The sequence below is a fragment of the Sulfurimonas iocasae genome (assembly GCF_047716755.1).
GTDB lineage: Bacteria > Campylobacterota > Campylobacteria > Campylobacterales > Sulfurimonadaceae > Sulfurimonas.
The window spans coordinates 2,091,586-2,114,333 of record NZ_CP180409.1 but is presented as its reverse complement, the minus strand read 5'-3'; the positions used below and the strand labels follow the sequence as shown (position 1 = coordinate 2,114,333).

General features: G+C 32.5%; 23 protein-coding genes, 1 tRNA gene and 1 pseudogene. 21 read left to right on the top strand and 4 right to left on the bottom strand.

Annotation, left to right across the window (positions count from 1 at the left end):
* Positions 1–2 precede the first annotated feature (2 nt).
* From ACLHDE_RS10715 to acs, 17 genes are all read left to right on the top strand, one after another.
* Positions 3–332, top strand: coding sequence for a ribonuclease E inhibitor RraB (locus ACLHDE_RS10715; protein ID WP_415396409.1), 330 nt, complete (start codon positions 3–5; stop codon positions 330–332).
* Positions 333–513: 181 nt separating this feature from the next.
* On the top strand, positions 514–1,578 hold the full coding sequence (locus ACLHDE_RS10710; protein ID WP_415396408.1) for a hemagglutinin repeat-containing protein: 1,065 nt from the start codon (positions 514–516) through the stop codon (positions 1,576–1,578).
* Positions 1,579–1,650: 72 nt separating this feature from the next.
* Positions 1,651–2,319, top strand: a complete 669-nt coding sequence (locus tag ACLHDE_RS10705) for a transposase (RefSeq protein WP_415396407.1) — start codon at positions 1,651–1,653, stop codon at positions 2,317–2,319.
* Entirely contained in the window at positions 2,306–3,604 is a 1,299-nt protein-coding gene (locus ACLHDE_RS10700) for a hypothetical protein (RefSeq protein ID WP_415396406.1), read from the top strand. Before ACLHDE_RS10705 ends, ACLHDE_RS10700 begins: the two co-directional genes overlap by 14 nt.
* Before the next feature lie 76 nt (positions 3,605–3,680).
* Positions 3,681–3,833, top strand: a complete 153-nt coding sequence (locus ACLHDE_RS10695) for a hypothetical protein (protein ID WP_415396405.1) — start codon at positions 3,681–3,683, stop codon at positions 3,831–3,833.
* Positions 3,834–4,187: 354 nt separating this feature from the next.
* A complete protein-coding gene (locus ACLHDE_RS10690) occupies positions 4,188–4,856 on the top strand; it encodes a transposase (protein WP_415396404.1) in 669 nt (222 codons plus the stop codon).
* Between the two features lie 36 nt (positions 4,857–4,892).
* Positions 4,893–5,099 carry a hypothetical protein gene (locus ACLHDE_RS10685; protein ID WP_415396403.1) on the top strand — a complete coding sequence of 69 codons (207 nt, stop codon included), beginning with the start codon at positions 4,893–4,895 and terminating at the stop codon, positions 5,097–5,099.
* The gene (locus tag ACLHDE_RS10680) at positions 5,089–5,532 is read left to right on the top strand and encodes a hypothetical protein (RefSeq protein ID WP_415396402.1); all 444 of its coding nucleotides are present in this window, start codon (positions 5,089–5,091) and stop codon (positions 5,530–5,532) included. Before ACLHDE_RS10685 ends, ACLHDE_RS10680 begins: the two co-directional genes overlap by 11 nt.
* Positions 5,533–5,709: 177 nt before the next feature.
* The gene (locus tag ACLHDE_RS10675) at positions 5,710–6,789 is read left to right on the top strand and encodes a TRAP transporter substrate-binding protein (protein WP_415396401.1); all 1,080 of its coding nucleotides are present in this window, start codon (positions 5,710–5,712) and stop codon (positions 6,787–6,789) included.
* Between the two features lie 60 nt (positions 6,790–6,849).
* Entirely contained in the window at positions 6,850–7,377 is a 528-nt protein-coding gene (locus ACLHDE_RS10670; RefSeq protein ID WP_415396400.1) for a TRAP transporter small permease subunit, read from the top strand.
* On the top strand, positions 7,374–8,747 hold the full coding sequence (locus ACLHDE_RS10665) for a TRAP transporter large permease (protein WP_415396399.1): 1,374 nt from the start codon (positions 7,374–7,376) through the stop codon (positions 8,745–8,747). The genes ACLHDE_RS10670 and ACLHDE_RS10665 overlap by 4 nt, the downstream gene beginning before the upstream one ends.
* Before the next feature lie 162 nt (positions 8,748–8,909).
* Positions 8,910–10,247, top strand: a complete 1,338-nt coding sequence (locus ACLHDE_RS10660) for an OprD family outer membrane porin (RefSeq protein ID WP_415396398.1) — start codon at positions 8,910–8,912, stop codon at positions 10,245–10,247.
* A 27-nt stretch (positions 10,248–10,274) separates the two neighbouring features.
* On the top strand, positions 10,275–10,589 hold the full coding sequence (locus tag ACLHDE_RS10655; protein ID WP_415396397.1) for a DUF485 domain-containing protein: 315 nt from the start codon (positions 10,275–10,277) through the stop codon (positions 10,587–10,589).
* Positions 10,590–12,260 (top strand): cation acetate symporter, encoded by a 1,671-nt coding sequence (locus ACLHDE_RS10650; RefSeq protein WP_415396396.1) that lies wholly within the window; start codon positions 10,590–10,592, stop codon positions 12,258–12,260.
* Between the two features lie 105 nt (positions 12,261–12,365).
* The gene (locus ACLHDE_RS10645; protein ID WP_415396395.1) at positions 12,366–14,180 is read left to right on the top strand and encodes a putative nucleotidyltransferase substrate binding domain-containing protein; all 1,815 of its coding nucleotides are present in this window, start codon (positions 12,366–12,368) and stop codon (positions 14,178–14,180) included.
* Positions 14,180–14,797, top strand: a complete 618-nt coding sequence (locus ACLHDE_RS10640) for a 3'-5' exonuclease (RefSeq protein WP_415396394.1) — start codon at positions 14,180–14,182, stop codon at positions 14,795–14,797. Before ACLHDE_RS10645 ends, ACLHDE_RS10640 begins: the two co-directional genes overlap by 1 nt.
* The gene (gene acs, locus ACLHDE_RS10635; RefSeq protein ID WP_415396393.1) at positions 14,797–16,749 is read left to right on the top strand and encodes an acetate--CoA ligase; all 1,953 of its coding nucleotides are present in this window, start codon (positions 14,797–14,799) and stop codon (positions 16,747–16,749) included. The genes ACLHDE_RS10640 and acs overlap by 1 nt, the downstream gene beginning before the upstream one ends.
* Before the next feature lie 43 nt (positions 16,750–16,792).
* On the opposite strand, the gene ACLHDE_RS10630 is transcribed toward acs, so the two are convergent.
* The 3 genes and pseudogenes from ACLHDE_RS10630 to ACLHDE_RS10620 all read right to left on the bottom strand — a co-directional run bounded on the left by ACLHDE_RS10630 (position 16,793) and on the right by ACLHDE_RS10620 (position 18,849).
* Complete coding sequence (locus ACLHDE_RS10630; protein WP_415396392.1) at positions 16,793–17,443, bottom strand: hypothetical protein; 651 nt, start codon at positions 17,441–17,443, stop codon at positions 16,793–16,795.
* On the bottom strand, positions 17,424–17,873 hold the full coding sequence (gene rimI, locus ACLHDE_RS10625) for a ribosomal protein S18-alanine N-acetyltransferase (protein ID WP_415396391.1): 450 nt from the start codon (positions 17,871–17,873) through the stop codon (positions 17,424–17,426). The genes ACLHDE_RS10630 and rimI overlap by 20 nt, the downstream gene beginning before the upstream one ends.
* A pseudogene (locus tag ACLHDE_RS10620) lies at positions 17,870–18,849 on the bottom strand (DUF2156 domain-containing protein). Before ACLHDE_RS10620 ends, rimI begins: the two are co-directional and overlap by 4 nt.
* Before the next feature lie 201 nt (positions 18,850–19,050).
* Between ACLHDE_RS10620 and ppk2 the strand changes: the two are divergent.
* Together ppk2 and pyrF are read left to right on the top strand one after the other, a co-directional pair.
* On the top strand, positions 19,051–19,899 hold the full coding sequence (ppk2, locus tag ACLHDE_RS10615; protein WP_415396390.1) for a polyphosphate kinase 2: 849 nt from the start codon (positions 19,051–19,053) through the stop codon (positions 19,897–19,899).
* A gap of 22 nt (positions 19,900–19,921) precedes the next feature.
* Positions 19,922–20,605, top strand: coding sequence for an orotidine-5'-phosphate decarboxylase (pyrF, locus tag ACLHDE_RS10610; RefSeq protein ID WP_415396389.1), 684 nt, complete (start codon positions 19,922–19,924; stop codon positions 20,603–20,605).
* Here pyrF and ACLHDE_RS10605 read toward each other — a convergent pair.
* A complete protein-coding gene (locus tag ACLHDE_RS10605; RefSeq protein ID WP_415396388.1) occupies positions 20,602–21,351 on the bottom strand; it encodes a transglutaminase-like cysteine peptidase in 750 nt (249 codons plus the stop codon). The genes pyrF and ACLHDE_RS10605 overlap by 4 nt on opposite strands.
* Here ACLHDE_RS10605 and ACLHDE_RS10600 point away from each other — a divergent pair.
* Positions 21,323–21,413: transfer RNA gene (locus ACLHDE_RS10600), tRNA-Ser, on the top strand. The genes ACLHDE_RS10605 and ACLHDE_RS10600 overlap by 29 nt on opposite strands.
* A 147-nt stretch (positions 21,414–21,560) precedes the next feature.
* Positions 21,561–22,745 carry an LPP20 family lipoprotein gene (locus tag ACLHDE_RS10595; protein WP_415396387.1) on the top strand — a complete coding sequence of 395 codons (1,185 nt, stop codon included), beginning with the start codon at positions 21,561–21,563 and terminating at the stop codon, positions 22,743–22,745.
* The last annotated feature ends 3 nt before the right edge of the window (positions 22,746–22,748 follow it).

Here is a 22,748-nt window from a genome sequence, read left to right as displayed (position 1 = left end):
AGATGAATGATATAGAAAAGAATGCTACAAGAGAAGCAATAGAAAATATAATATCCAGTAAAACGGTTGACTTGGCAAAAGAAACTTTAATGGATTTCTTCATTGATGTTCCTGATAAAAATATAGGTAATGTAATAGCTCAAGAAGTTAAAGAATTAAGTTTCCAAACAAGTGTAGAGTATGATGAAGAAGATAATTCATGGACTTGTTATTGTAGTAAGAATATATTTTTAGATTTTAACACGATTATGAATATAGAAGATTCCCTTGATGAAATTGCAAAAAAACATGGTGGGTATAGTGATGGATTTGGTACTTTTGGTAATTTATAAAAAGTCACTGAAGTTTATAATATGAGAATATAAAATAACTTTCTAACCCCTTCCCCTACAAATTCCGGGAAATTCCGGGGACAGGATACCAATTAACTCCAACCCACATCTCCGTAAATGAATCTTCACTTCTAAAAACAAAAAAACCGCAAAAGCAGCAGCTTCAAGTGCAAGCTACGGTATGAGCGCATCTCTAGAACTAGATATAGATGCCATAGAGACACAACTAAAAGAGTATGAACAAAGAAGTGTAGCCTCAAATATAGCAGGTGATAATATCGTCATAAACGCTAAAAATAAAGCAACCATACAAGGAAGTAATCTCCAAGCAAATAACAACATAGACATAGATGCTAAAACAACAGATATACTAGCATCTAAAGATAACCATGACCAAAGCGAAGATACTCAACACCAAAACGTAAACATAAGCATAGGAACATCAGGCTTTAGTATGAGTGCAAGCGCAGATAACTCAGAGTCTACAAATGTACAAGCAACACATGCAAACTCAGACCTACAAGCAAATAACATAAATATCAATACAAAAGAGACAACAACCATAAAAGGTGCAACTATTAAAGCAGAGGATACTCTAACTCTAAATAGTAAAAACCTAGAAGTAGCATCTGTTCAAAACACAAGTAAACAAAAATCACACTCTGAAGGTGTAAGTGCAGGAGTAGGAGGAGGAACTCTAACTAGCCTAGGAGCAAATGCTTCAAACTCAGATGCAAAAGCTAAAGAGACACTCCTTACAAGCCTAACAGGTAATAAAGTAGATATAAACACAGAGCAAGAAACAAGACTAAGAGGTGCAACCATAGCCGCAGTAGATGCTGATGGAAATGACAACTCTAACCTAAACCTAAAAACAGATACTCTCTTAGCATCTAGCCTTAACAACACAAAAACTTCTAAAAGTACATCTGTAGGAATAAACCTAGGAGGAAGCGCAAAAGAAAATACACTTTCAAACGTAAGCTTAGACTACTCAAATGATACAACTAACTCAAAAACAAAAACTCTAGCAACCTTAGGAAATGGTAATATCCAAATAGGTAATAAAGAAGATTCTGATACTAAGATGCTAAACACAGATATAGCAAACAATGAAGTAGATATATATAACGTAAGTAGTCATAAAGGTTTAAAGGTGGAGCTTGATACTAGACTTCTTACTGAAGATGGAAGAGCATCTATAGCTAACGATTTAAATTCCGGGGACAGGATACCAATTAATTAGCAAATTGCAATATATTTAGTAAAATAGATTTTATTTTTGTATTATTTTTATATCTAAATTTTGGAGATAAAAATGGCAAGGATAAGAAGAGTTGTAATCCCAAATGCACCGCATCACATAACTCAAAGAGGTGTTCGTTCGATGAATATCTTTTTTAAAGATGAAGATTATGAATACTATAAAGAGTTGCTATTTACTCAATGTAAATTACATGATTTAAAGATTCTTTCTTATTGTCTTATGACAAATCATGTACACATAATAGCGATACCAAAAAATAGAGAATCCCTCTCAAAAGCCATTGGTGAGACACATAGACTCTATACAAGAAAAATAAACTTTGAACAAAAAGTAAAAGGACATCTTTTTCAAGAAAGATTCTATTCCACTCCTTTAGATGAAGTCCATTTTTTACATGCCTTAAAATATGTGGAGCAAAATCCAGTAAAAGCATACATGGTTGATTATCCTTGGAACTATAAATATACAAGTGCAAAATATAGATTGAACTTAGTAAAAGAAGATAAATTATTATCAAACTATGAGCCGATAGATAATATAGAAAACTATAAAGAATTTTTGCAAGAAAACGCACAAATAAAATTTATAAAAGAAAAAACAAGAACAGGAAAACCATGCGGAGATGATAACTTTTATGATAAAATAAAATTATTAATAGGGATAGATTATAAAAATAAAAAAGCAGGACGACCTAAAAAAGATGAAAATGAAATTAATTAGTACACTGTCCCCGGATTTTCTAGGAAACGGTAATATCCAAATAGCAGATAAAGAAAACTCAGAGACAAGAATGCTAAACACAGATGTAGCAAACAATGAAGTAGACATATATAATATTTCAAGCCATAAAGGTTTAAAGGTTGAATTGGATACTAGACTCTTGACTGAGGATGGAAGAGCATCTATAGCTAATGATTTAAAAGTGTCTTCAAAAATCACAGATGCAATAGAAAAAATAGTAAAAACAGAAGATGTAGGAATAGAAGACTTCTTTGATGAAATAAACTTTGGTGTTAAAAAGTATGAAGCGTATAAAGAAATACTTATGAATAATCCTGATATAGTTGATAAACTAAATGACCCTAATACCTCAGATGAAGATAAACAAATATATAATAATCAAATTTTACAAGCAGTGAATCAAAAACTAGGGATACAAATAGCAGGAGATGTAAAAGTAATATCAACAGATGAACCAGGGCAAGGAGGGAAACAAGTTGCAGGATTCATTACAAAAGAAAATGATACAATTTTCTCAAATGAAAAAAAACAAGCTACATCAAAAGACACTATGTTTACATTAGGTCAAGAGTTAGCAGGTTCATACCAAAAATCACAAGGAATTGATATTACAACAGATAGAGATCAACATAATAGTTATCAAAATATGGTAGCCCAAGATACCATAGATGATATATCTTTTCTGTCAAATAACTACAACCTAGGAATAAACCTAAATACTGTAAATAACCACAACACAAATACAAATCAAGTAACATCAACACCTTCAGTGTTTAATAGCCAAACAGCGAATAATAATATTGAGTTTAGTGGGTTGGATAAGGAGTTGGGGGATAATTTTGCACCATTAATTGTATTAGGTGTTATGGGGTTAGCAAGCTCTTTAAATGCACCTGAAGATGATACTCCATTAACAACTCCTTTTGAAGATGCTACACAAATTGGAAAAGAATATGCTCAATCTGTTAGAGATGAGCCTGCTGAGTTGGCTAATGGATTTGATAATGCTGGAGCAGTAGCAGAATTACTTGGTGTAGCTATGATTAAAGGTAAAACACCTCAAGAAAAAGCTATAGGTACAGCGTTAACAACAACTGGATTGGTATTTGGAGCTGCGAAAGAATATTTAGATCCTTCTTCCCCTAATGAAACTGCTACTAATGCCCAAATAGATTTTTTTACAAAACCATTACCAGGTGTAATTGAAGTTCCTACTCAACTTATACTAAAAAAAGTTAATGAAAAAATGAGTGAAAATGAATAATAAAAAATGCAGAATATTACTAATTAAGGGTAGTTTGTTTTTTATAATATTTGTGATTTTATCTATTGTGTATTGGGTGGAAAATGATTTTTTTTACTTAGATGGTAATGAACTTATATGGTTATTTACAATTTTTATAATATTAGGTTCTATAGTCTCTGGTATTGCATTCTGGTACAGATATGCAACTTGTCTTATGGGGTGGAGTGGAAACTTTGAAAAACTATAAAATAATACTTGTAAAAGTATTGTTAATATGTATAATTTTATTTTCAATTTTTATTACAAAATTTATACATTTTATATGGATTTACCCTATAGCCATGATTGTCATTTTAATGTCTATGAAATTTTATAATATAAATTCCGGGGACAGGATACTAATTAATTAGCAAATTGCAATATATTTAGTAAAATAGATTTTATTTTTGTATTATTTTTATATCTAAATTTTGGAGATAAAAATGGCAAGAAAATTCGAAATTCCGGGGACAGGATACCAATTAATTAGCAAATTGCAATATATTTAGTAAAATAGATTTTATTTTTGTATTATTTTTATATCTAAATTTTGGAGATAAAAATGGCAAGGATAAGAAGAGTTGTAATCCCAAATGCACCGCATCACATAACTCAAAGAGGTGTTCGTTCGATGAATATCTTTTTTAAAGATGAAGATTATGAATACTATAAAGAGTTGCTATTTACTCAATGTAAATTACATGATTTAAAGATTCTTTCTTATTGTCTTATGACAAATCATGTACACATAATAGCGATACCAAAAAATAGAGAATCCCTCTCAAAAGCCATTGGTGAGACACATAGACTCTATACAAGAAAAATAAACTTTGAACAAAAAGTAAAAGGACATCTTTTTCAAGAAAGATTCTATTCCACTCCTTTAGATGAAGTCCATTTTTTACATGCCTTAAAATATGTGGAGCAAAATCCAGTAAAAGCATACATGGTTGATTATCCTTGGAACTATAAATATACAAGTGCAAAATATAGATTGAACTTAGTAAAAGAAGATAAATTATTATCAAACTATGAGCCGATAGATAATATAGAAAACTATAAAGAATTTTTGCAAGAAAACGCACAAATAAAATTTATAAAAGAAAAAACAAGAACAGGAAAACCATGCGGAGATGATAACTTTTATGATAAAATAAAATTATTAACAGGGATAGATTATAAAAATAAAAAAGCAGGACGACCTAAAAAAGATGAAAATGAAATTAATTAGTACACTGTCCCCGGATTTTGTCCCCGGATTTTGGTAATGGCTAAACAAAAATACAATAAACAAATCTCTGCTGCTAACACTTCAAACAAGGTAAATAAATTGACTGAGCAGAAGGGGGTACATATAAATTACCTATGGACTGTTGGAGGGATTGAAGTAGGAAGTGAAGTGATTCCATTTGCAATTGACAAATCTAAAGAAATAACTATAGACTCTATACAAGATAATTATAATGTTAAATAAGTATTCAATATGGTGGCATTATCTTGTTTTTACAATTATGATTCTCTCTCTTATGTCATGGAAAATAACTGAAAATGAGTGGCTTCTATATTTATCCTGTTATTTATTATTTTTTGGTCTTACAGAAAGAAGTGTAGAAAAAGTAATTTCAAAAAATTTTAAAAAGCTAATATCACTTTATATTTTAGTGGGACTATTAGGTGTTTTATTGATTTTTTTATTTAATTGGATAGGACTATTTATCATAATGATAATAATGATAGCAATCGCTTTAAAAATAACATGGGAATATCATCGTGAAGAGAGAGAAAAAGATAATATAAAAAGAGAAAAAGCTAAAAAAAAGAAGCAGAGACAGTATCGAGATTTAGTAAAACAGAGACAGAAGCTTCGTAAAGAAGATGACAAAGATACACCCCAGTTGCCACGTTAAAAGTAGATATAAACACAGAGCAAGAAACAAGACTAAGGGGTGGAATGTTACATATACTCTCAGACTAAGAATATAATAATTTTATTCATGTAGAATATTCAATATGCTATTTCCATGCTACTTTTATATCGTAGTATAATTTTATAAGTACATTAAGACAAAAATAAAGGAAAGTAGATGAATATTATTAAACGAAAATCGACGAAGTTATTTTTAGCTTCTGTTTTATTGGTAGGACTAAGTACAAGCTCTTTTGCAAAGGAGAGAGTTTATAGTTGGAACCTTGCTACGACTTGGGGACCGACTCTCTCACCATTTATAGATGCACCAAAGAACATGGCTAAAATGGTTAAAGAGATGTCAAATGGTAGATTAATCATTAGAATAGACGCCTCAAACAAGCATAAATCTGCTTTTGGCGTTTTTGATATGGTTAAAGGCGGTCAATATGATATGGCTCATACTGCATCATATTATTGGAAAGGTAAAGATATTAGTCTATTACCATTTACTACAATGCCTTTTGGTATGACAGCACCAGAACAATATGCATGGTTCTACTACGGTGGCGGAATGGAACTTATGCAAAAAGCATACTCTAAGCATAAAATGTTGTCATTTCCTGGTGGAAATACAGGAAACCAGATGGGTGGATGGTTTAGAAAAGAGATTAAATCACTTGATGACCTAAAGGGTCTTAAAATGAGAATCCCAGGTTTTGCCGGTGAAGTTATGGCCAAGTTAGGTCTTGCTGTTACAAATGTTGCTCCAGGTGAGTTATATACATCTCTGGAAAGAGGTGCTTTAGACGCACTAGAGTGGGTTGGACCTGGAATGGATATTAAAATGGGTTTTCACAAAATTGCACCATTTTACTATACAGGTTGGCATGAGCCAAGTACAGAACTGCAGTATTTAGTTAATAAGAAAAAGTTTAATAAACTTCCAAAAGACCTACAGGTTATCTTAAAAACTGCTATGAGACTTAGTGCTTATGATATGTATATACAAAATTATGCAATGAGTGCAGAAGCATGGTCAAAAATTGCAACAGAGTATCCAAATGTTAAAATCAAAACTTTTCCAAAAGAAGTTATGGATGCAATGAAAAAAGCAAATAAAGAACTTATTGCTGAAATGACTAAAACTAATCCTCAGTTAAAAGAAATTTTAGATTCACAAGCAGCTTTTCAAAAGAAGGCCAGAGAGTGGACTATTATGTCTGATTACCTATATTTAAAGGATAATCTAGAATAGAAATAAAATCCCTTTTTTAAGGGTTTTTTTAATTTATTACAATACCCAAAGGATATAAAATTGTTAAAAATTGAAAATTTCTTTAATAAGTTTGCAGATATTTTAGGAATCATAACCGGAGCTGCAATGCTATTAATGATTTTAAATGTATTTTATGATGTTATTACAAGATATGCTTTTAGAGTCAATAGTATAGCGATGCAGGAGATGGAGTGGCATCTATTCTCCGTTGTGATTTTATTAGGCGTAGCTTATACACTTAAAGAAGATGGACATGTTCGAGTTGATATTATGTATGATAAATTTTCTTACAGAAAAAAAGCAGTGATAAATATGGTCGGGGTAGTTATAGCAATTCTGCCAATTTCACTGCTTGTTGGATTGAGCTCAATTGAGAATGCTACAGATGCTTACCTTTCAATGGAACAAAGCGGAAATCCTGGCGGTTTACAATATAGATGGATAGTTAAATCATTAATTCCTCTCTCCTTTTTGATGTTAATCATTACTTCAGTAGGGTTTTTTATTAAGAATCTAAATATTTTTAACGGACTACATGGTACTGATGAAAAGAGGCCTCTTTTATGATTGGTATTTCAATGTTTTTTACAGCACTCTTTATGCTGTTGTTTGGATTTCCTGTTGCATTCACATTTGCCGCTGTTTCGGTACTGTTTGGTTTAATAGCCGGAATAAGTGAAATATATATGGCTGGTGGATTTGATGCCGGGATGCTTGCCGGTATAACTGAAGGATTAAATGAAGGCATAGCAATGTTTGACTATATGCCGTATAGAATTTTCTCAATTCAGCAAAATACAATTTTAATGGCTATACCTATGTTTATATTTATGGGAATAATACTTCAAAAAACAGGTCTTGCTGAAAAACTTTTAGAGTCTATGGGCTTTTTGTTTGGAGAGATAAGAGGAGGTATAGCTATCTCTACAGTTCTAGTTGGCTCACTTTTAGCAGCATCTACAGGTGTTGTAGGTGCTTCTGTAGTAGCTATGGGTGTTATTTCTCTTCCTGTAATGATGAAGTATAAATACAGCACAGAACTCTCAACAGGAACTATTTGTGCCTCTGGTACACTTGGTCAGATTATTCCTCCCTCTATTGTGCTTATAATTCTTGGAGATGTTTTTCAAGTTCCGGTTGGTGATCTCTTTCAAGCTGCTGTTTGGCCAGGTCTTACTCTTGTTGGGTCATATATATTATATATATTAATCGTATCTTATATTAAAAAAGATGTAGCACCTGCAATTCCTGCAGATGCTTCTCGTGGAAGTAAAGCTAAGCAAGTACAAAAAGCTCTTATAGATATTATCCCTTCACTAGCACTTATTATCTTAGTTCTAGGTTCTATTTTTGCGGGTATTGCAACTCCTACAGAATCCTCTGCTGTTGGATCTATGGGGGCAATATTGTTGGCTCTACTATATAGAACATTCACAATGTCTATGATTAAAGAAGCTGCTCTGGAGTCCGTTAAAATCACATCAATGGTATTTGGTATTTTAATAGGTGCAACAGCTTTTTCAATGGTTTTTTCATATACAGGGGGAGAAGAGTTGGTTGCAGACTTTATGGCTAACCTACCCGGTGATGATAAAATGGCCTTTATATTATTTACCATGCTTGTTGTTTTAGTGTTAGGGTTTTTTATTGATTTTGTTGAAATATCATATATTATCATTCCTATACTGGTCCCAATTTCTGATGCATTGGGAATAAATCCGGTGTGGTTTGCAATTTTGATTGCTATGAATCTTCAAACATCATTTCTTACACCGCCATTTGGTTTTTCCCTTTTTTACTTAAAAGGAGTAGCTCCAAGTTCTGTTACTACAATGCAAATATATAGAGGTGTTGTTCCTTTTATTATAATTCAAGTTATTGTATTACTCATACTAGCCTTCTTTCCGGAATTTTTCGGAATTTCATCTTTCTTATAAGAGACACCCCATAATTCTTTCTTATGGGGGGATGTATTAAGTTACTTATCTTCACGCTTTTAAAAATAACGTGATACAAATCTTTGAATTTTGCTATTGCTACGTTCATGCTATTCTTCTATTTTATTATTAAAATGTTAAATAGATTTTGAGGGAAGATATATGAAAAAGAATATAGCACTAAGTGCAATGGTTATAGGAATTTTAAGCTCGTTAAGCGTTCAAGCCGCTGATGACTTGAGTTCAATGTTTAGTGAGGGTAAGACAAGCGGTCAAATCCGTATGTTTTATATAGATCGTCAATATGAAGGTGGTTCTGGTAATGATACTCATCGTAATTCAACTGCTATCGGTGGTCATTTAAAGTATGAAACTGGCACATACAAAGGACTTAGCTTAGGAGCTTCTTTTTATACGACAAGTCAAATTTATACATTTGATTTAGATGTTGTTGATCCATCATTATTGGGGACTAATCATGATAGTTACTCAATTCTTGGTGAAGCGTATGTAAATTATGATATGAAATCATTTGGAACAAATAGTAATCTTAAACTAGGTTATCAACGTTATGATGTACCAATGATGGGTAGTGATGATGCTAGAATGATCCCAAATACTTTTGAGGCATATAAATTCACAAATAAAGATATTAATAACGTTAATATTCAAGTAGCTCATGTTAATACAATTGCTTATGGTACATTCAGTAATGTTTACAGTGGTGGAATATTGGCAGCAACTGGTGGTTATCCTGTAAATGGAAATGCTGGTACTGGAACATATCAAAATCTTGGTCAAGCTACTGTTGGTAAAGACACTTCTGGTGTGACTAATTTCTTAGTAAGTTTTAAGAACAAAGATTTTGAAGCAAAACTATCAAATGACTATACTTGGGACTTGTATAACACTATTTATGCAGATGCAACTGCACAGGTAAGTATTGTAAGTCTTTCTGCACAAGTTATTAAGCAAAACAGTGTTGGTAACGAATATATGAAATATTCTACAATCGGTGGTGATGGTAATATTGATTCTCTATACTGGGCAGCAAAAGTTTCTGCTAAATATAAAGGTATCAGTGGTTATGTAGCATACTCTCAAACTGGAAAAAATGACACAGGAGATAACAGCTATAAAAATGCAATCGTATCTCAGTTTGGTGGTATGCCGGCATATACACAAGGGATGGTAACTCGTCACCAATTTTTAGCAGGTACAAAAGCTACTAAAGTAGTAGTTGCATACTCGTTTAAAGATTTAGGAACTAATCTTTCAGCAGCTGCTTACTATGCATCTTATGATGTGGATGCAAACAGTGGTTATGGAGTTTCAAGAACATCTACAGAGCCTGGTTTTGATATCAAGTATTACCCAGCATCGGTGAAAAATCTTCAACTTCGTTTTCGTGGAAACTTTCCAAGAGACTTTGCAGAAGCTACTCAAGGAAAGGATACTGGTTGGAATGAATATAGACTTATAGCTAACTATAATTTCTAATATAAAAAGTAATTAAAGGAAAAAAATATGAACAAAGAACTCGTTGATAAAATCAAAGCAAACCCTGATTATCACGAACTAGTATCTAAAAGATCTGGTTTTGCGATAAAACTCTCTATTGCTATGTTGGTGGTGTATTTTACATTTATTTTAACAATAGCATTTGATCCTTCAGTATTAGGGATTCCTTTATCTTCTGATTCTGTTACAACTATCGGTATTCCTATCGGTATGGCAATTATTGTATTTGCATTTATTCTTACAGGAATATACACTAAACGTGCAAACGGTGAGTTTGATGATTTAAGCAATAAAATCAAACAATCTTTAAAGGAAGACTAGATGAATATGAATAGAATATTTTTATTTTTAATATTGGGAGCAATTGCTGTCTTTGCATCTGGTACAATTGATGGTGAAATCCAAAAACAAGCACTTAATATGTCTGCTATCGTTATGTTCTTGCTATTTGTTAGTGGTACTTTAGGTATAACTTACTGGGCTGCAAAAAGAACAAAGAGCGCAAAAGATTTCTACACTGCCGGTGGTGGAATTACAGGTTTCCAAAATGGTATGGCTATCGCTGGTGACTACATGTCAGCGGCTTCATTTCTTGGTATTTCTGGTCTTGTATACTTAAAAGGTTATGATGGTCTTATCTATTCAATTGGTTTCTTGGTTGGTTGGCCAATTATTCTTTTTATGATTGCTGAGCCACTTAGAAACTTAGGTAAGTATACTTTTGCTGACGTTGCATCTTATAGACTTCGTCAAACTCCAATCCGTTCATTAGCGGCATCTGGATCAATCGCAACAGTAATTCTTTACCTAATCGCTCAAATGGTTGGCTCGGGTAAGCTTATTCAACTATTGTTCGGTCTTCAGTATGAAGTAGCGGTAATTCTTGTTGGTGTTCTTATGATTCTTTATGTAACATTTGGTGGTATGCTTGCTACTACATGGGTACAGATTATTAAAGCGTTCTTACTACTTTCAGGTGCAACATTTATGGCTTTAGCTGTTATGGCACACTATGACTTTAGTTTTGGTTCACTTTTCGCTCAAGCTGTTGAAATGAAAGGTATTGAAATAATGAGCCCAGGTGGACTAATAAGTGATCCTGTTTCGGCAATTTCACTTGCGGTAGCTCTTATGTTTGGTACAGCTGGTCTTCCTCACATTTTAATGAGATTTTTTACAGTAAGTGATGCAAAAGAAGCTCGTAAATCAGTTTTCTATGCAACAGGTTTTATCGGTTATTTTTATATTCTTACTTTTATCATCGGTTTTGGTGCGATTGTTATGGTATTTCAAAATCCACAATATTTAGATATGGCAAAACAAGCTATTGATGGGGGTTCTCCAATTCTTGGTGGAAATAACATGGCTGCGATTCACTTAAGTCACGCTGTTGGTGGTGATTTCTTCCTAGGATTTATTTCAGCTGTTGCATTTGCAACTATTTTAGCTGTTGTATCTGGTCTTACTTTAGCTGGTGCGTCTGCGATTTCACATGACCTTTATGCATCTGTTATCAAAAAAGGTAAAGCTGACGGTTTGGCTGAAATGAGAGTTTCTAAAATTGCTACTGTTATTTTAGGTATCGTTGCTATTATTATGGGTATTATGTTTGAAAAACAAAATATCGCATTTGTAGTTGGTCTTGCTTTTGCTATTGCCGCATCTGCCAACTTCCCAATCCTTTTCCTTTCTATGTACTGGAGAAAACTTACAACTCGTGGTGCTGTAATTGGTGGATCTTTAGGTCTTGCTACGGCAGTTTTACTTGTTATACTTGGTCCAATTGTATGGGTTCAAATTTTAGGAAATGCAGAAGCAATTTTCCCTTATAAATATCCTGCACTCTTTTCTGTAACAGTATCATTTGTTGGTATTTGGTTCTTTTCAATTACTGACAAAAGTCATGATGCTGAGGCTGAGATTGAAGCATTTGAAGCTCAATATATCAGAAGTCAAACTGGTATTGGCGCTGAGGGTGCTAGTGAACATTAGTCTCGCAAAAGGAAGTAATTCCTTTTGTGCCACTTGCGCCGCTGAGGCGACTTAGCATTTCTAAAAGCTTGACACTTTGTGTCAGAATTTATTTGGAGCATTTACTTGAGTATTTTAGATCAGCGAAAACTTATCGAGTCCATACATCCATTTGAACTCTTAAGCACAACTACGCTCGACAATCTTATGAAAAAAATAGATATAGCCTACTATCCAAAAGATACGCTACTTATCTCTAAAAACATTCCTTCAATCGCTTTTTATATTATTATTAAAGGTTCTGTTACAGAGTTAATTGATGAAGAAATTCATAATGTATATTCTCATGGAGATACTTTTGATGCAGATGCTTTGATATATGGTAAATGTGAAGGAAAATTTGTTGTTGATGAAGATCTTATATGTTATGAGATAAAAAAAGATGATTTTTTAGAATTAATGCAGAACAAAAATGTACAAAGCTACTTCTTACAAGATTTTGTTACTCGCCATCAGCATCTTAAAAACTATGACATGCAAAGTGATTTATCTGGATTCTTAATTGCAAAAGTCTCAGATATATTTATACACAAAGCTTGTGTTGTTGAAGAAAATGTAAGTATACATGCTGCATTAAAAAAACAAGAAGAGTTAAAAGCACATGTTATTATTGTCAAAGATGCTAATGATTATAGTATTGTAACAGATAGTGATTTACGACGTCACGTACTTATTGGCGGTGTTGATACAAAAGATAAGATCAGTAAAATAGCTACTAAAGGACTTATAAGTATTGATATAGAAGATTTTTTATTTAATGCTCTTTTGAAAATGACACAAAGTGAGATAAAAAGAGTCGTAGTAATGCAAAACAGTGAAATAGTAGGTGTTCTTGAGCAGTTAGATCTTCTAAGCTATTTTGCTAATCATTCGCATCTAGTTGCAGTTCAAATCGATAAAGCAGTAACTATAGATGATTTAAAAATACTTCAAGATGATCTTAGAAATCTTATAATAACCCTGAGAGTAAAAGGTGTTAAAGTTAGGTATATAACTAAACTCGTCTCTACTCTTAACCTTAAAGTATACAAAAAAGTGTTTGATATGTGTGTGGATGCCCCTTTGCAAAAAGATTGTGCTCTTATTGTTATGGGAAGTGAAGGTAGAGATGAACAGACTATTAAGTCTGATCAGGATAATGCCCTGATTATAAGAGATGGTCTAGATGTAGAAATTTTTACAGAGTCTATGATGAAACTTAACTCTTACTTATTAGAATTAGGTTTCCCTAAATGTTTGGGAAATGTTATGGTAAGTAATAAATTTTGGCGAAGGAATGTAGCTGGATATAAAGAACTTATAAATGAGTGGACTACTAGTATGAGTGATACAGATGTACAAAACCTTAGTATATTTGTAGATGCTAAATGTGTGGGAGGAGATGCAGAGCTTTTAAGTGAGTTGACTGCTTATCTTCATCATCATTTTCATCAAAGAGATGATGTGCTTGCTCATGTTGCAAAAGCTGTACTAAATTTTGATACGCCTCTTTCTCTATTTTCAGGATTTGTTTTAGAAAAAGAGCATCAAAATAAATTAGATCTAAAAAAAGGGGGTATTTTTGCGCTAGTTCATGGGATTAGAACTCTGTGTCTGCAATACGAAATTACTCAAACAAACACAATAGAAAGAATTAAAGCACTAAACAATAAAGGGGTCATAGATAAGAACTTTGCAACTGAACTTATTGAGAGTTTTGATACTCTTAGTGCAATTAGACTCAAAGCGATGTTAGAAGCAAAAACTATTGATGAGAGCAACTATATTAACCCTCGAAATCTTGAAAAGATTCAAAGAGATTTGTTAAAAGACAGTTTTAAAATCATAAACAAGTTTAAAAAATTTATGATTTTTCACTTTCATTTAAATATGGTTGCATAATGTTTTTTTCTTTTATTGGAGATTTAAAAACAAAAGTAAACCGATCAAGACTTACAGATAAAGATTTTGAGTTTTTATTCGAAGAAGATAGCAGTGGTGAATATGTTGTATTTGATACAGAGACGACAGGTTTAAATCCAAAGAAAGATGATATTCTCTCTATAGGTGCTGTTAAAGTAAAAGATAATAAAATTATAACTTCACAAACTTTTGAAGTTTTTATAAAAAATTCTTGTGAAATAAGTTCTAAAAGCATAGAGATACATAGAATCCGTCCTATTGATTTGCAAAATGCAAAATCAACTGATGAAGCTATACGAGAGTTTTTATATTTTATAGGTTCGCGTCCACTTGTTGGGTATTACTTAGAATTTGATGTAAGTATGATTAACAAGTATATAAAACCTATGTTTGGGATAACACTTCCAAATAAAATGATAGAAGTATCTGAAATATACTTTGATAAAACAATTTCTTTGATTCCTCAAGGAAATATTGATTTACGATTTGATACAATCTTAAAAAAGTGTGGTGTTCCCGACATGGGAGCGCATAATGCTGTCAATGATGCTATTATGACAGCAATGATATATTTAAAATTAACAAAGGAAAGATAATGTCAGACAAAAAGCCAGTTTTTAAACCAAACAAAGAGTTCGCTAAAAATGCAAATATTAAAAATATGTGTGAGTATCATGACCTTCAAGACAAAGCAATGGAAGATTATGAGGGTTTTTGGGGTGATGCAGCAAAAGAGAAGATCGATTGGATAGAACCATTTACAAATGTTTTAGACGAATCACATGCTCCATTTGTAAAGTGGTTTGATGGTGGTAAATTAAATGTTTCTGCTCAATGTATAGATCGTCATTTAGATAGTCGTAAAAATAAAGCTGCTATTATTTTTGAAGGTGATAGAGGTGATATTCAAACTATTACTTATTTAGACCTATATAAGCATGTAAACAGATTTGCAAATCTTCTAAAAGAAGACTTTCATGTAAAAAAAGGTGATAGAGTTGTTATCTATATGCCGATGATTCCTGAAGCTGCTTATGCGATGTTAGCATGTGCTAGAATCGGTGCAATCCACTCTATCGTATTTGGTGGGTTCTCTTCTGAAGCACTACGTGATAGAATTGAAGATGCTGAGGCAAAAGTAGTTATTACTGCAGATGGCGCTTTTAGAAAAGAGAAACCATATATGCTAAAACCGGTTGTAGATGCTGCTCTTGAGGGTAAAACTCCAGTTGAAAAAGTTATTGTTGTTCAAAGAAATCATGAAGATGTTGAATGGGTGGCTGGTAGAGATTATTCTTACAATGAAATGATCGAGCGAAAAAGTTCAAAATGTGAACCTGAGGTAATGGATAGTGAAGACCCACTTTTCTTACTTTATACTTCAGGTTCAACTGGTAAACCAAAAGGTGTTCAACATAACTCAGCTGGCTATATTCTTTGGGCACAGATGACTATGGAGTGGGTATTTGATGTTAAAGAAAATGATACTTACTGGTGTACAGCTGATGTTGGTTGGATTACAGGTCATACGTACATAGTGTATGGTCCACTTGCAATGGGTGCAACGACTGTAATGTTTGAAGGTGTTATTACTTTTCCAGATGCTGGTCGTCCATGGTCTATGGTTGAAAACCATAGAATTAACCAATTTTATACAGCTCCTACAGCAATCCGTGTTTTACATAAGATGGGTGAGCACGAACCAGCTAAGTATGATATGAGTTCACTAAAAGTTCTAGGAACTGTTGGTGAGCCAATTGATCCACCGGCATGGAAATGGTACTACGAAGAAGTGGGTCAAAGTAGATGTTCAATCGTTGATACATATTGGCAAACTGAGACTGGTGGTCATGTAATTTCTCCACTTCCAGGTGCTACTCCTATTAAACCTGGATGTGCTACATTTCCACTACCCGGAATAATGGCTGAGATTTTAGATCCTGCAACTGGAGAAAAAGTTGAAGTTGGTGAAAAAGGTTACATGTGTATAACTAAGCCATGGCCTGCACAAATCCGTGGTGTATGGGGAGATGAAGAAAGATATGTTAAATCATACTTTGGTGATGTTGAAAAAGATGGAAAACCAGTTTATTTTACAGGTGACGGTGCTGTTTATGATGAAGATGGTTATATTACTATTACTGGTCGTACAGATGATGTTATCAACGTTTCAGGTCACCGTATGGGAACAGCTGAAGTTGAAGCTGCAATCAAGAAACATAGCAACGTAGCAGAAGTTGCAGTTGTTGGTAAACCACATCCATTAAAAGGTGAAGGTATTTTTGCATACATCGTTCTTAAATCAGATGACGGTATTGCTGATGAAGTTGAAGAAGTGAAAGCTATTAACAATATAATCAAAAAAGAGATTGGAAATATTGCTCTTTGTGATGATATGGTTTTTGTTTCCGGACTCCCTAAAACACGTTCAGGAAAAATTATGAGAAGAATCCTTCGTTCTATAGCTAAGAATGAAGAAGTAACTCAAGATATTTCAACTCTTGAAGATCCAAGTATTGTTGAAAAAATTGCTGCAATGGTAAAGTAGGGCTCTCCTACTTTACTTAAAACTATCAATAGCTTTGTATGATTTAAAGATTGATCTTTTCATTTAAGAAAGCTTTTTGTCTTTGAATAATCGTCTCTTCTATTTGAACAATCTTCTTAAATTTTGCATAAAGCTTATACTCTATAAATATAGCGAATACTCCAAAAAATGCGAGTAAAGATAACACATGTTTTAAATCAATATCAAAATAGTCAAGAACCATAGCAGTTACAGCTCCACCAATAATAGAAGAAGATACAACAAATGAACGTAACATCAAATAATCTTTAATCTCAATCTCATTTTTCATAAAATCAACAGTATGAATTCTTGAAATTTCAAATGTGATCGCTTGCAGAGTAAAAATACTTAATATTGCATATGTAAAGAGTAATATATCAATCTCTGCAAGCATATAACTACATATTTGTATAACATCTAAAATAATTACAAAGAGATAAATTTGATAAATTTTTACCTTCTTAAATAGTGGCTGAATCAAGCCATCGGTAGCACCAAGAAGCATATAAAAACTAATCATAAAAACTGGTAAGTAAAGACCTTCCAATTTTGCTATAAAAGGCATAAGAGTCCAGTCTATATAAGTAGTTAAAAACAACACTGTAACTTGAAGTTTAAGAAGCTTGCTATTTCCTAATTCTTTAAAAAGTGTTTTATAGTGCCTTGCCGGCATATTCGTACTCCATAAAATAAGCGTCACATCCATCACGATAAAAAGATTTTAATCTTTTTATCACACTGAAACCTAATTTTTTATATAAAGATATCGCCGCTTCATTATCTACACGAACCTCCAAAACTAGACGTTTAAATTCTAAAGAGATTAACTCTTTAGAAATTTTCTCCAATAGCATCTGGGCAATCTTTTTACCTCTGTATGCTTCGTCAACTCCTATAGAATATAATTTAGCGTTTACGCGTTTTATTAGTACTAAAACATAGCCTGCAATATTTCCGTCAACTTCAGCAATATATAAAAGATTATTACGCAGATGATAAGTAAAAGAGCTTTTAGATAGAGGAAAGTTCTCTATACTAAAAAGTTCTTGTTCTAATTTATAAAGAGAAGCTACATCGGCAGGTCCTGATTTACGGATTATCATTTTTGGTAAATAGTGTACTTTGGAACAAGCTTAAACGGACGATAAGACATTTTAACCTTTCTTAGGTTTTCAAAGCCCATATCATCACCGACATTTATATAAGTAACTCCATAATGTTCTTTAAGCATTTTTGAAAATTCACGGAAGATGAACTGAGCACATCCAAGAACCTCAAAATCCGTCTTTTCAATAATTACTGTAGCAGTGTCATCATTAATACGCTCACCAACTGTAAAGCCTTTTAACTCACCATTAATGTAAATTACCAATCCTATTAAAGACAAGCTTTCATAATCTTTCAACATGTGTTTAACTGCATGCCTCTCTTGATGAATACCTTCAAGGAAATTTTCAGCTTCTTCTCCTGGCATATATCTAACTCTGTCAGATACCCATTTATTAAACAGCTGCATAATCTCATCTTTATGTTTAACGCTGTCTAGTGGCTCTATGACATAATCAGGATAAGATTTTGTAAACTTGTTTATCTCTGTACGTTTTGTATGGTAACTGTTACCGCGTAGCTCAATCAAGCTGTCAACTGAGTAGATATAATCAACCAATTTTTTTTCTACAATATAGTTTTCTAACATTACGAACATATTTTCTGCTTCATCTGTAGATTGAACAAACTCTTCAACCATAGATTCTTGAACATAATCTATACGAGCATAATATGGAGAGCTGTTGTTTGCATTCATAATCTCAAAACAGCGTATCATTGCATCCGTAATATACTTTTTCTTTCCCAAAGGAGGCAATAACATTGTTAACTCACCGCCTGTCATTACAAATAGACAAAAGCATTTGTTTATGATTGCATAAAAGCCACTGCTGTTGCAAGCCAGATGTAATTAGCCGCAAAAGTATAGTCACTAAGATCAACATCCAGTTTTGCAAGATATTTTTCTATTACAGGTTTAGTATCAATTGTAAAGGGCATCAGTATCTGTTCATTAACTGCCAAATTTGCCATTTAATTCCTCTTTGTTTTAAAATGATTTTTGGAATAATACATCTTTTTTTTACTTTTGCATGTGCAACTTTTTTTAGTCTTTAGATGTGCCTGTTTTAGCCTTTAAAATCATGAAAATATTTTTAAAAAAAGTAATATTTTTTACCAAATATTTAAAAAAATGGATATAGTTTTAATATTATTATATATATTGGAAAAATTATGAATACAGATTATTTAAATCAGGCTCAAAAAGAGGAAGCTTTAGTAACTTATGCTGAGAATTTAGCACTCGAATCTTATCAGGCTGAGCTTGTAAAACTGCAACAGCATCTAGAGAAACATAAGCAAAAACTAATCATACTTTTTGAAGGACGAGATGCGGCTGGAAAGGGTAGTGTAATCGGCAGTGTAAGTAAATATATGAACCCTAAACATTACCGTATTGTTGCTCTTGGACGTCCTAGTGAAGAAGAGAAAACACAGTGGTATTTTCAAAAGTACATAAAACATTTCCCTTTTGGTGGAGAGGTCGTACTTTTTGACAGAAGTTGGTATAACCGTGCAATGGTTGAACATGTGTTTGGCTTTTGTTCCGAATATGAGTATGAACTCTTTATGAAGCATGTTGTAAATTTTGAAGAGTCAGTAGTTGATCATGGCACCGTACTGGTAAAGTTGTATTTTAGCGTCAGCAAAGAAAAACAGGCACAAAGGTTTGAGCAAAGAAGAACAGACCCTCTTCGCCAGTGGAAACTAAGTGAGATAGATCTTCAGGCACAAAGTATGTGGGAGAACTTTACTGATACAAAATACAGAATGTTAAAACATACAAGCCATGAAAAAGCACCTTGGCATGTTATACGTTCAAGTAATAAACACAAAGCTAGACTTGAAACCATGAAACTTATACTCTCTCAGATAGAGTATGACAAAAAGAGCGAAGTATTAGATTTTACTTCTGATTCAAAGATAGTATTTAGTGCAAAAAAAGAGCTTGAAATTATGGATAATGCGGCCTTAAATTCGAAGGCTAAGAATAATAGTATTCAAAATGATATAATTTCATAATTTAAATATAAAAAGAGAAACTATGGAACTTTGTATTGCACTTGATTTATCCACAAAAGAAGAGAATTTAGCATTAGTTGAAAAAATAAAAAATTATGATGTCTGGCTAAAAGTAGGTCTTCGCACTTACATCCGTGATGGCGAAGAGTTTCTACTCGCCATCAAAAAGGTAAATCCTGATTTTAAAATATTTTTAGACTTAAAACTATATGACATCCCAAATACTATGGCAGATGCTGCTGAGTCTATTATGGGACTTGGCGTTGATATGTTTAATGTTCATGCATCGGCAGGTAAACGTGCTATGAGTGGCGTAATGGATAGACTAAGGTCTTATCCTTCAAGACCTATAGTTTTAGCTGTGACGGCTCTTACATCCTTTAGTGAAGATGAGTTTGTAGAAGTTTATGAAAAGACAATAGCAACTAAAGCCGACCAGTTTGCAAAAGATGCACATGAAAGTGGGCTTGATGGTGTAGTATGTTCGGCTTATGAAAGCGAATCTATAAAAAATATCACATCTAAAGAGTTTATGACTCTAACCCCTGGTATCCGTCCTTTTGGTGAAGATGTAGGAGATCAAAAAAGAGTTGCAGATGTAACATTTGCTAAAAGTGCTATGGTTGACTTCATAGTTGTTGGTCGTCCAATATATCAATCTGAGAATCCAGCAGAAGTAGTAGCTAAGATTTTAGAAAAACTTTAACGATTTTTTTTTACTCTTTCAAGTAGTTCTTGGAACTTAGCAGAGTAGTTTTTTACTTTGCTTAGTCTGTTATTTTTATCTATCTTATAGACTCCATTTGCGTTTATAAAAATATCTGCTTCTAAGTCTTCTCTAATTTCAAGTTTAAGTATTCTAAAACTAAGATTATCTAGAATAAGAGGAGATTCGCCTTCTTTATCAAAGTAACTCAAAACCATATGATAACCACCAATGTATTTCTCATGAACAGTGGTCAAATAGAGTCTCTTTTTATCAAAGCCTAATTTTAAAAGAGTGAAATACTTAATGATTACATAGTCCTCACAGTCTCCAAAACCACCTATTAGAAACTCTTTTGGCGTAGCCCAATAATCTCTTTGCTTATGCATTACATCATCATATTGCGGTAGAAGCTGATTTAGATATAAGTTTACTTTTTCTAACTGTCTTTTCTTTGAAAGTTTTTTATATGAAGATATGGTTTTTTGGTAATCTTGGGTTCTGTTTTTTGCTATCTTTCCAGCTTTTTTTTGGATATAAATAAAATCTTCTTTTGTGAAGTCAGGGTATGGATTTGCTAATAATAAAGTAGTAAAAAAAAAGTATATAACTAGCTTGATAATATGTTCCTTATAGTGCTTTATAAGATTATAATATAAACTTGTTTTATTTAAGCTAATTGTTATACTAAAATGACTATAATTCCCGTCTTCAAATGGACGAGTGGGTGAGCTGGCTGAAACCACATCCCTGCTAAGGATGCGTATGGGTAACTGTACCGAGAGTTCGAATCTCTCCTCGTCCACCACCTGAAGAAAATCCCCTTAAGTATTATATTATTATAAAATTGTAGAATGTTGTTTAAATAAGAGAGATTAATTTGAACACTAATTACAAATATATATACATTTCATCACTACTTTTATCATTTATACTTTTATCCGGATGTGCAACTATGGAAACAGGTTTAAAACCAATAGATAAAGGACTTTATAATATTAAAGCTGCTTATAAAAGTGCCAGTAACACAACCACAGAAGCGGCAAAAAGTATTTCCAACTCAGTCGATGGTTTAGGCTCCGATTTTTATGAAACCTCTTTTGTTAAATTTTTATCAGATGATGAGACAGTCTTGAAAAAAAGAGATGAAAATTTTATCAAATGGAGTAGTGCCTCACAATATAATTCTGAGATTATTATTAGAAAGTTCCTAAGAAAGAATAAAATTTATGATATAAAAGAGAGAAATTTAAAGCTTGCTCAAAAAATGAATATACTAAAGAGTCATTTCTTTGAGCAACTCAAACAAGAGCATATTAATAAATTCAAAAGAAAGCATAAAAAAGTTACATTTGATAAATTTTTAACAGATAGAGAAAATGTACAAAAAATATACGACTATAAAATGCTCTTAGTAGATTCCGAACATGAATGGAATATGAATCTGCATGATAACAGCAAAAAGGTTGCAGAACTGATGTTGAGCACTTTATTCAGGACACCTAAGTTAAGTTTTATATCTTATAATCCATACGAAGAAGAAATTTATTTAGAAGTTAAGTCTGGGACAAATGGATTTAAAGAGAATATTAAATTTAATGTAAATAAAGAAATTGCAAGACAAATAGAAAAAGATACTAGAATTTTAAAACCATCTGTTTATTTTAAACTTAGTGATGATAATCTTGAATTTGTTGGAATTGTAGTTTTATATAACAATACAATTTACCTATGTGAAGTAATTGATACTGCGTACGTTAGACAGAGTGATGTTGTTTTTGTTTCCAATGATATAAGCCTTAAAGATGAAGATGTAAATTACTCAGAAGTTATTAAAAATATCATTCCTCCAAAATGGTTTTACTCTATAAAAGAAGAAAATACTAAGATAGCTTATGGACAGGGACAAAGTAGTGATGAAGCAAAAGCAGATGCATATAATAGCATTGCTCAAAGTGTCAAAATTACTGTTAGTTCTAAATTCTCATCAAAAGAAAAAATCAATGGTTCGATTTATTCAACAAATTCTCAAAGTGATAATAAACAAAAAGTTGATGACATTGTCATAAAAAATTCTACTACGCTTAAATTAGAGAAAAAAGATGGTATCTGGTTTGTTGCAATAGGTTACAAAATTTAAACG

What these genes read in the sequence shown, in the direction of transcription:
- ACLHDE_RS10715 (WP_415396409.1), top strand. Translation starts at nt 3, where the DNA reads ATGAATGATATAGAAAAGAATGCTACAAGAGAAGCAATAGAAAATATA.
- ACLHDE_RS10710 (WP_415396408.1), top strand. Translation starts at nt 514, where the DNA reads ATGAGCGCATCTCTAGAACTAGATATAGATGCCATAGAGACACAACTA.
- ACLHDE_RS10705 (WP_415396407.1), top strand. Translation starts at nt 1,651, where the DNA reads ATGGCAAGGATAAGAAGAGTTGTAATCCCAAATGCACCGCATCACATA.
- ACLHDE_RS10700 (WP_415396406.1), top strand. Translation starts at nt 2,306, where the DNA reads ATGAAATTAATTAGTACACTGTCCCCGGATTTTCTAGGAAACGGTAAT.
- ACLHDE_RS10690 (WP_415396404.1), top strand. Translation starts at nt 4,188, where the DNA reads ATGGCAAGGATAAGAAGAGTTGTAATCCCAAATGCACCGCATCACATA.
- ACLHDE_RS10685 (WP_415396403.1), top strand. Translation starts at nt 4,893, where the DNA reads ATGGCTAAACAAAAATACAATAAACAAATCTCTGCTGCTAACACTTCA.
- ACLHDE_RS10680 (WP_415396402.1), top strand. Translation starts at nt 5,089, where the DNA reads ATGTTAAATAAGTATTCAATATGGTGGCATTATCTTGTTTTTACAATT.
- ACLHDE_RS10675 (WP_415396401.1), top strand. Translation starts at nt 5,710, where the DNA reads ATGAATATTATTAAACGAAAATCGACGAAGTTATTTTTAGCTTCTGTT.
- ACLHDE_RS10665 (WP_415396399.1), top strand. Translation starts at nt 7,374, where the DNA reads ATGATTGGTATTTCAATGTTTTTTACAGCACTCTTTATGCTGTTGTTT.
- ACLHDE_RS10660 (WP_415396398.1), top strand. Translation starts at nt 8,910, where the DNA reads ATGAAAAAGAATATAGCACTAAGTGCAATGGTTATAGGAATTTTAAGC.
- ACLHDE_RS10655 (WP_415396397.1), top strand. Translation starts at nt 10,275, where the DNA reads ATGAACAAAGAACTCGTTGATAAAATCAAAGCAAACCCTGATTATCAC.
- ACLHDE_RS10650 (WP_415396396.1), top strand. Translation starts at nt 10,590, where the DNA reads ATGAATATGAATAGAATATTTTTATTTTTAATATTGGGAGCAATTGCT.
- ACLHDE_RS10640 (WP_415396394.1), top strand. Translation starts at nt 14,180, where the DNA reads ATGTTTTTTTCTTTTATTGGAGATTTAAAAACAAAAGTAAACCGATCA.
- acs (WP_415396393.1), top strand. Translation starts at nt 14,797, where the DNA reads ATGTCAGACAAAAAGCCAGTTTTTAAACCAAACAAAGAGTTCGCTAAA.
- ACLHDE_RS10630 (WP_415396392.1), bottom strand. Translation starts at nt 17,443, where the DNA reads ATGCCGGCAAGGCACTATAAAACACTTTTTAAAGAATTAGGAAATAGC.
- rimI (WP_415396391.1), bottom strand. Translation starts at nt 17,873, where the DNA reads ATGATAATCCGTAAATCAGGACCTGCCGATGTAGCTTCTCTTTATAAA.
- ppk2 (WP_415396390.1), top strand. Translation starts at nt 19,051, where the DNA reads ATGAATACAGATTATTTAAATCAGGCTCAAAAAGAGGAAGCTTTAGTA.
- pyrF (WP_415396389.1), top strand. Translation starts at nt 19,922, where the DNA reads ATGGAACTTTGTATTGCACTTGATTTATCCACAAAAGAAGAGAATTTA.
- ACLHDE_RS10595 (WP_415396387.1), top strand. Translation starts at nt 21,561, where the DNA reads ATGGAAACAGGTTTAAAACCAATAGATAAAGGACTTTATAATATTAAA.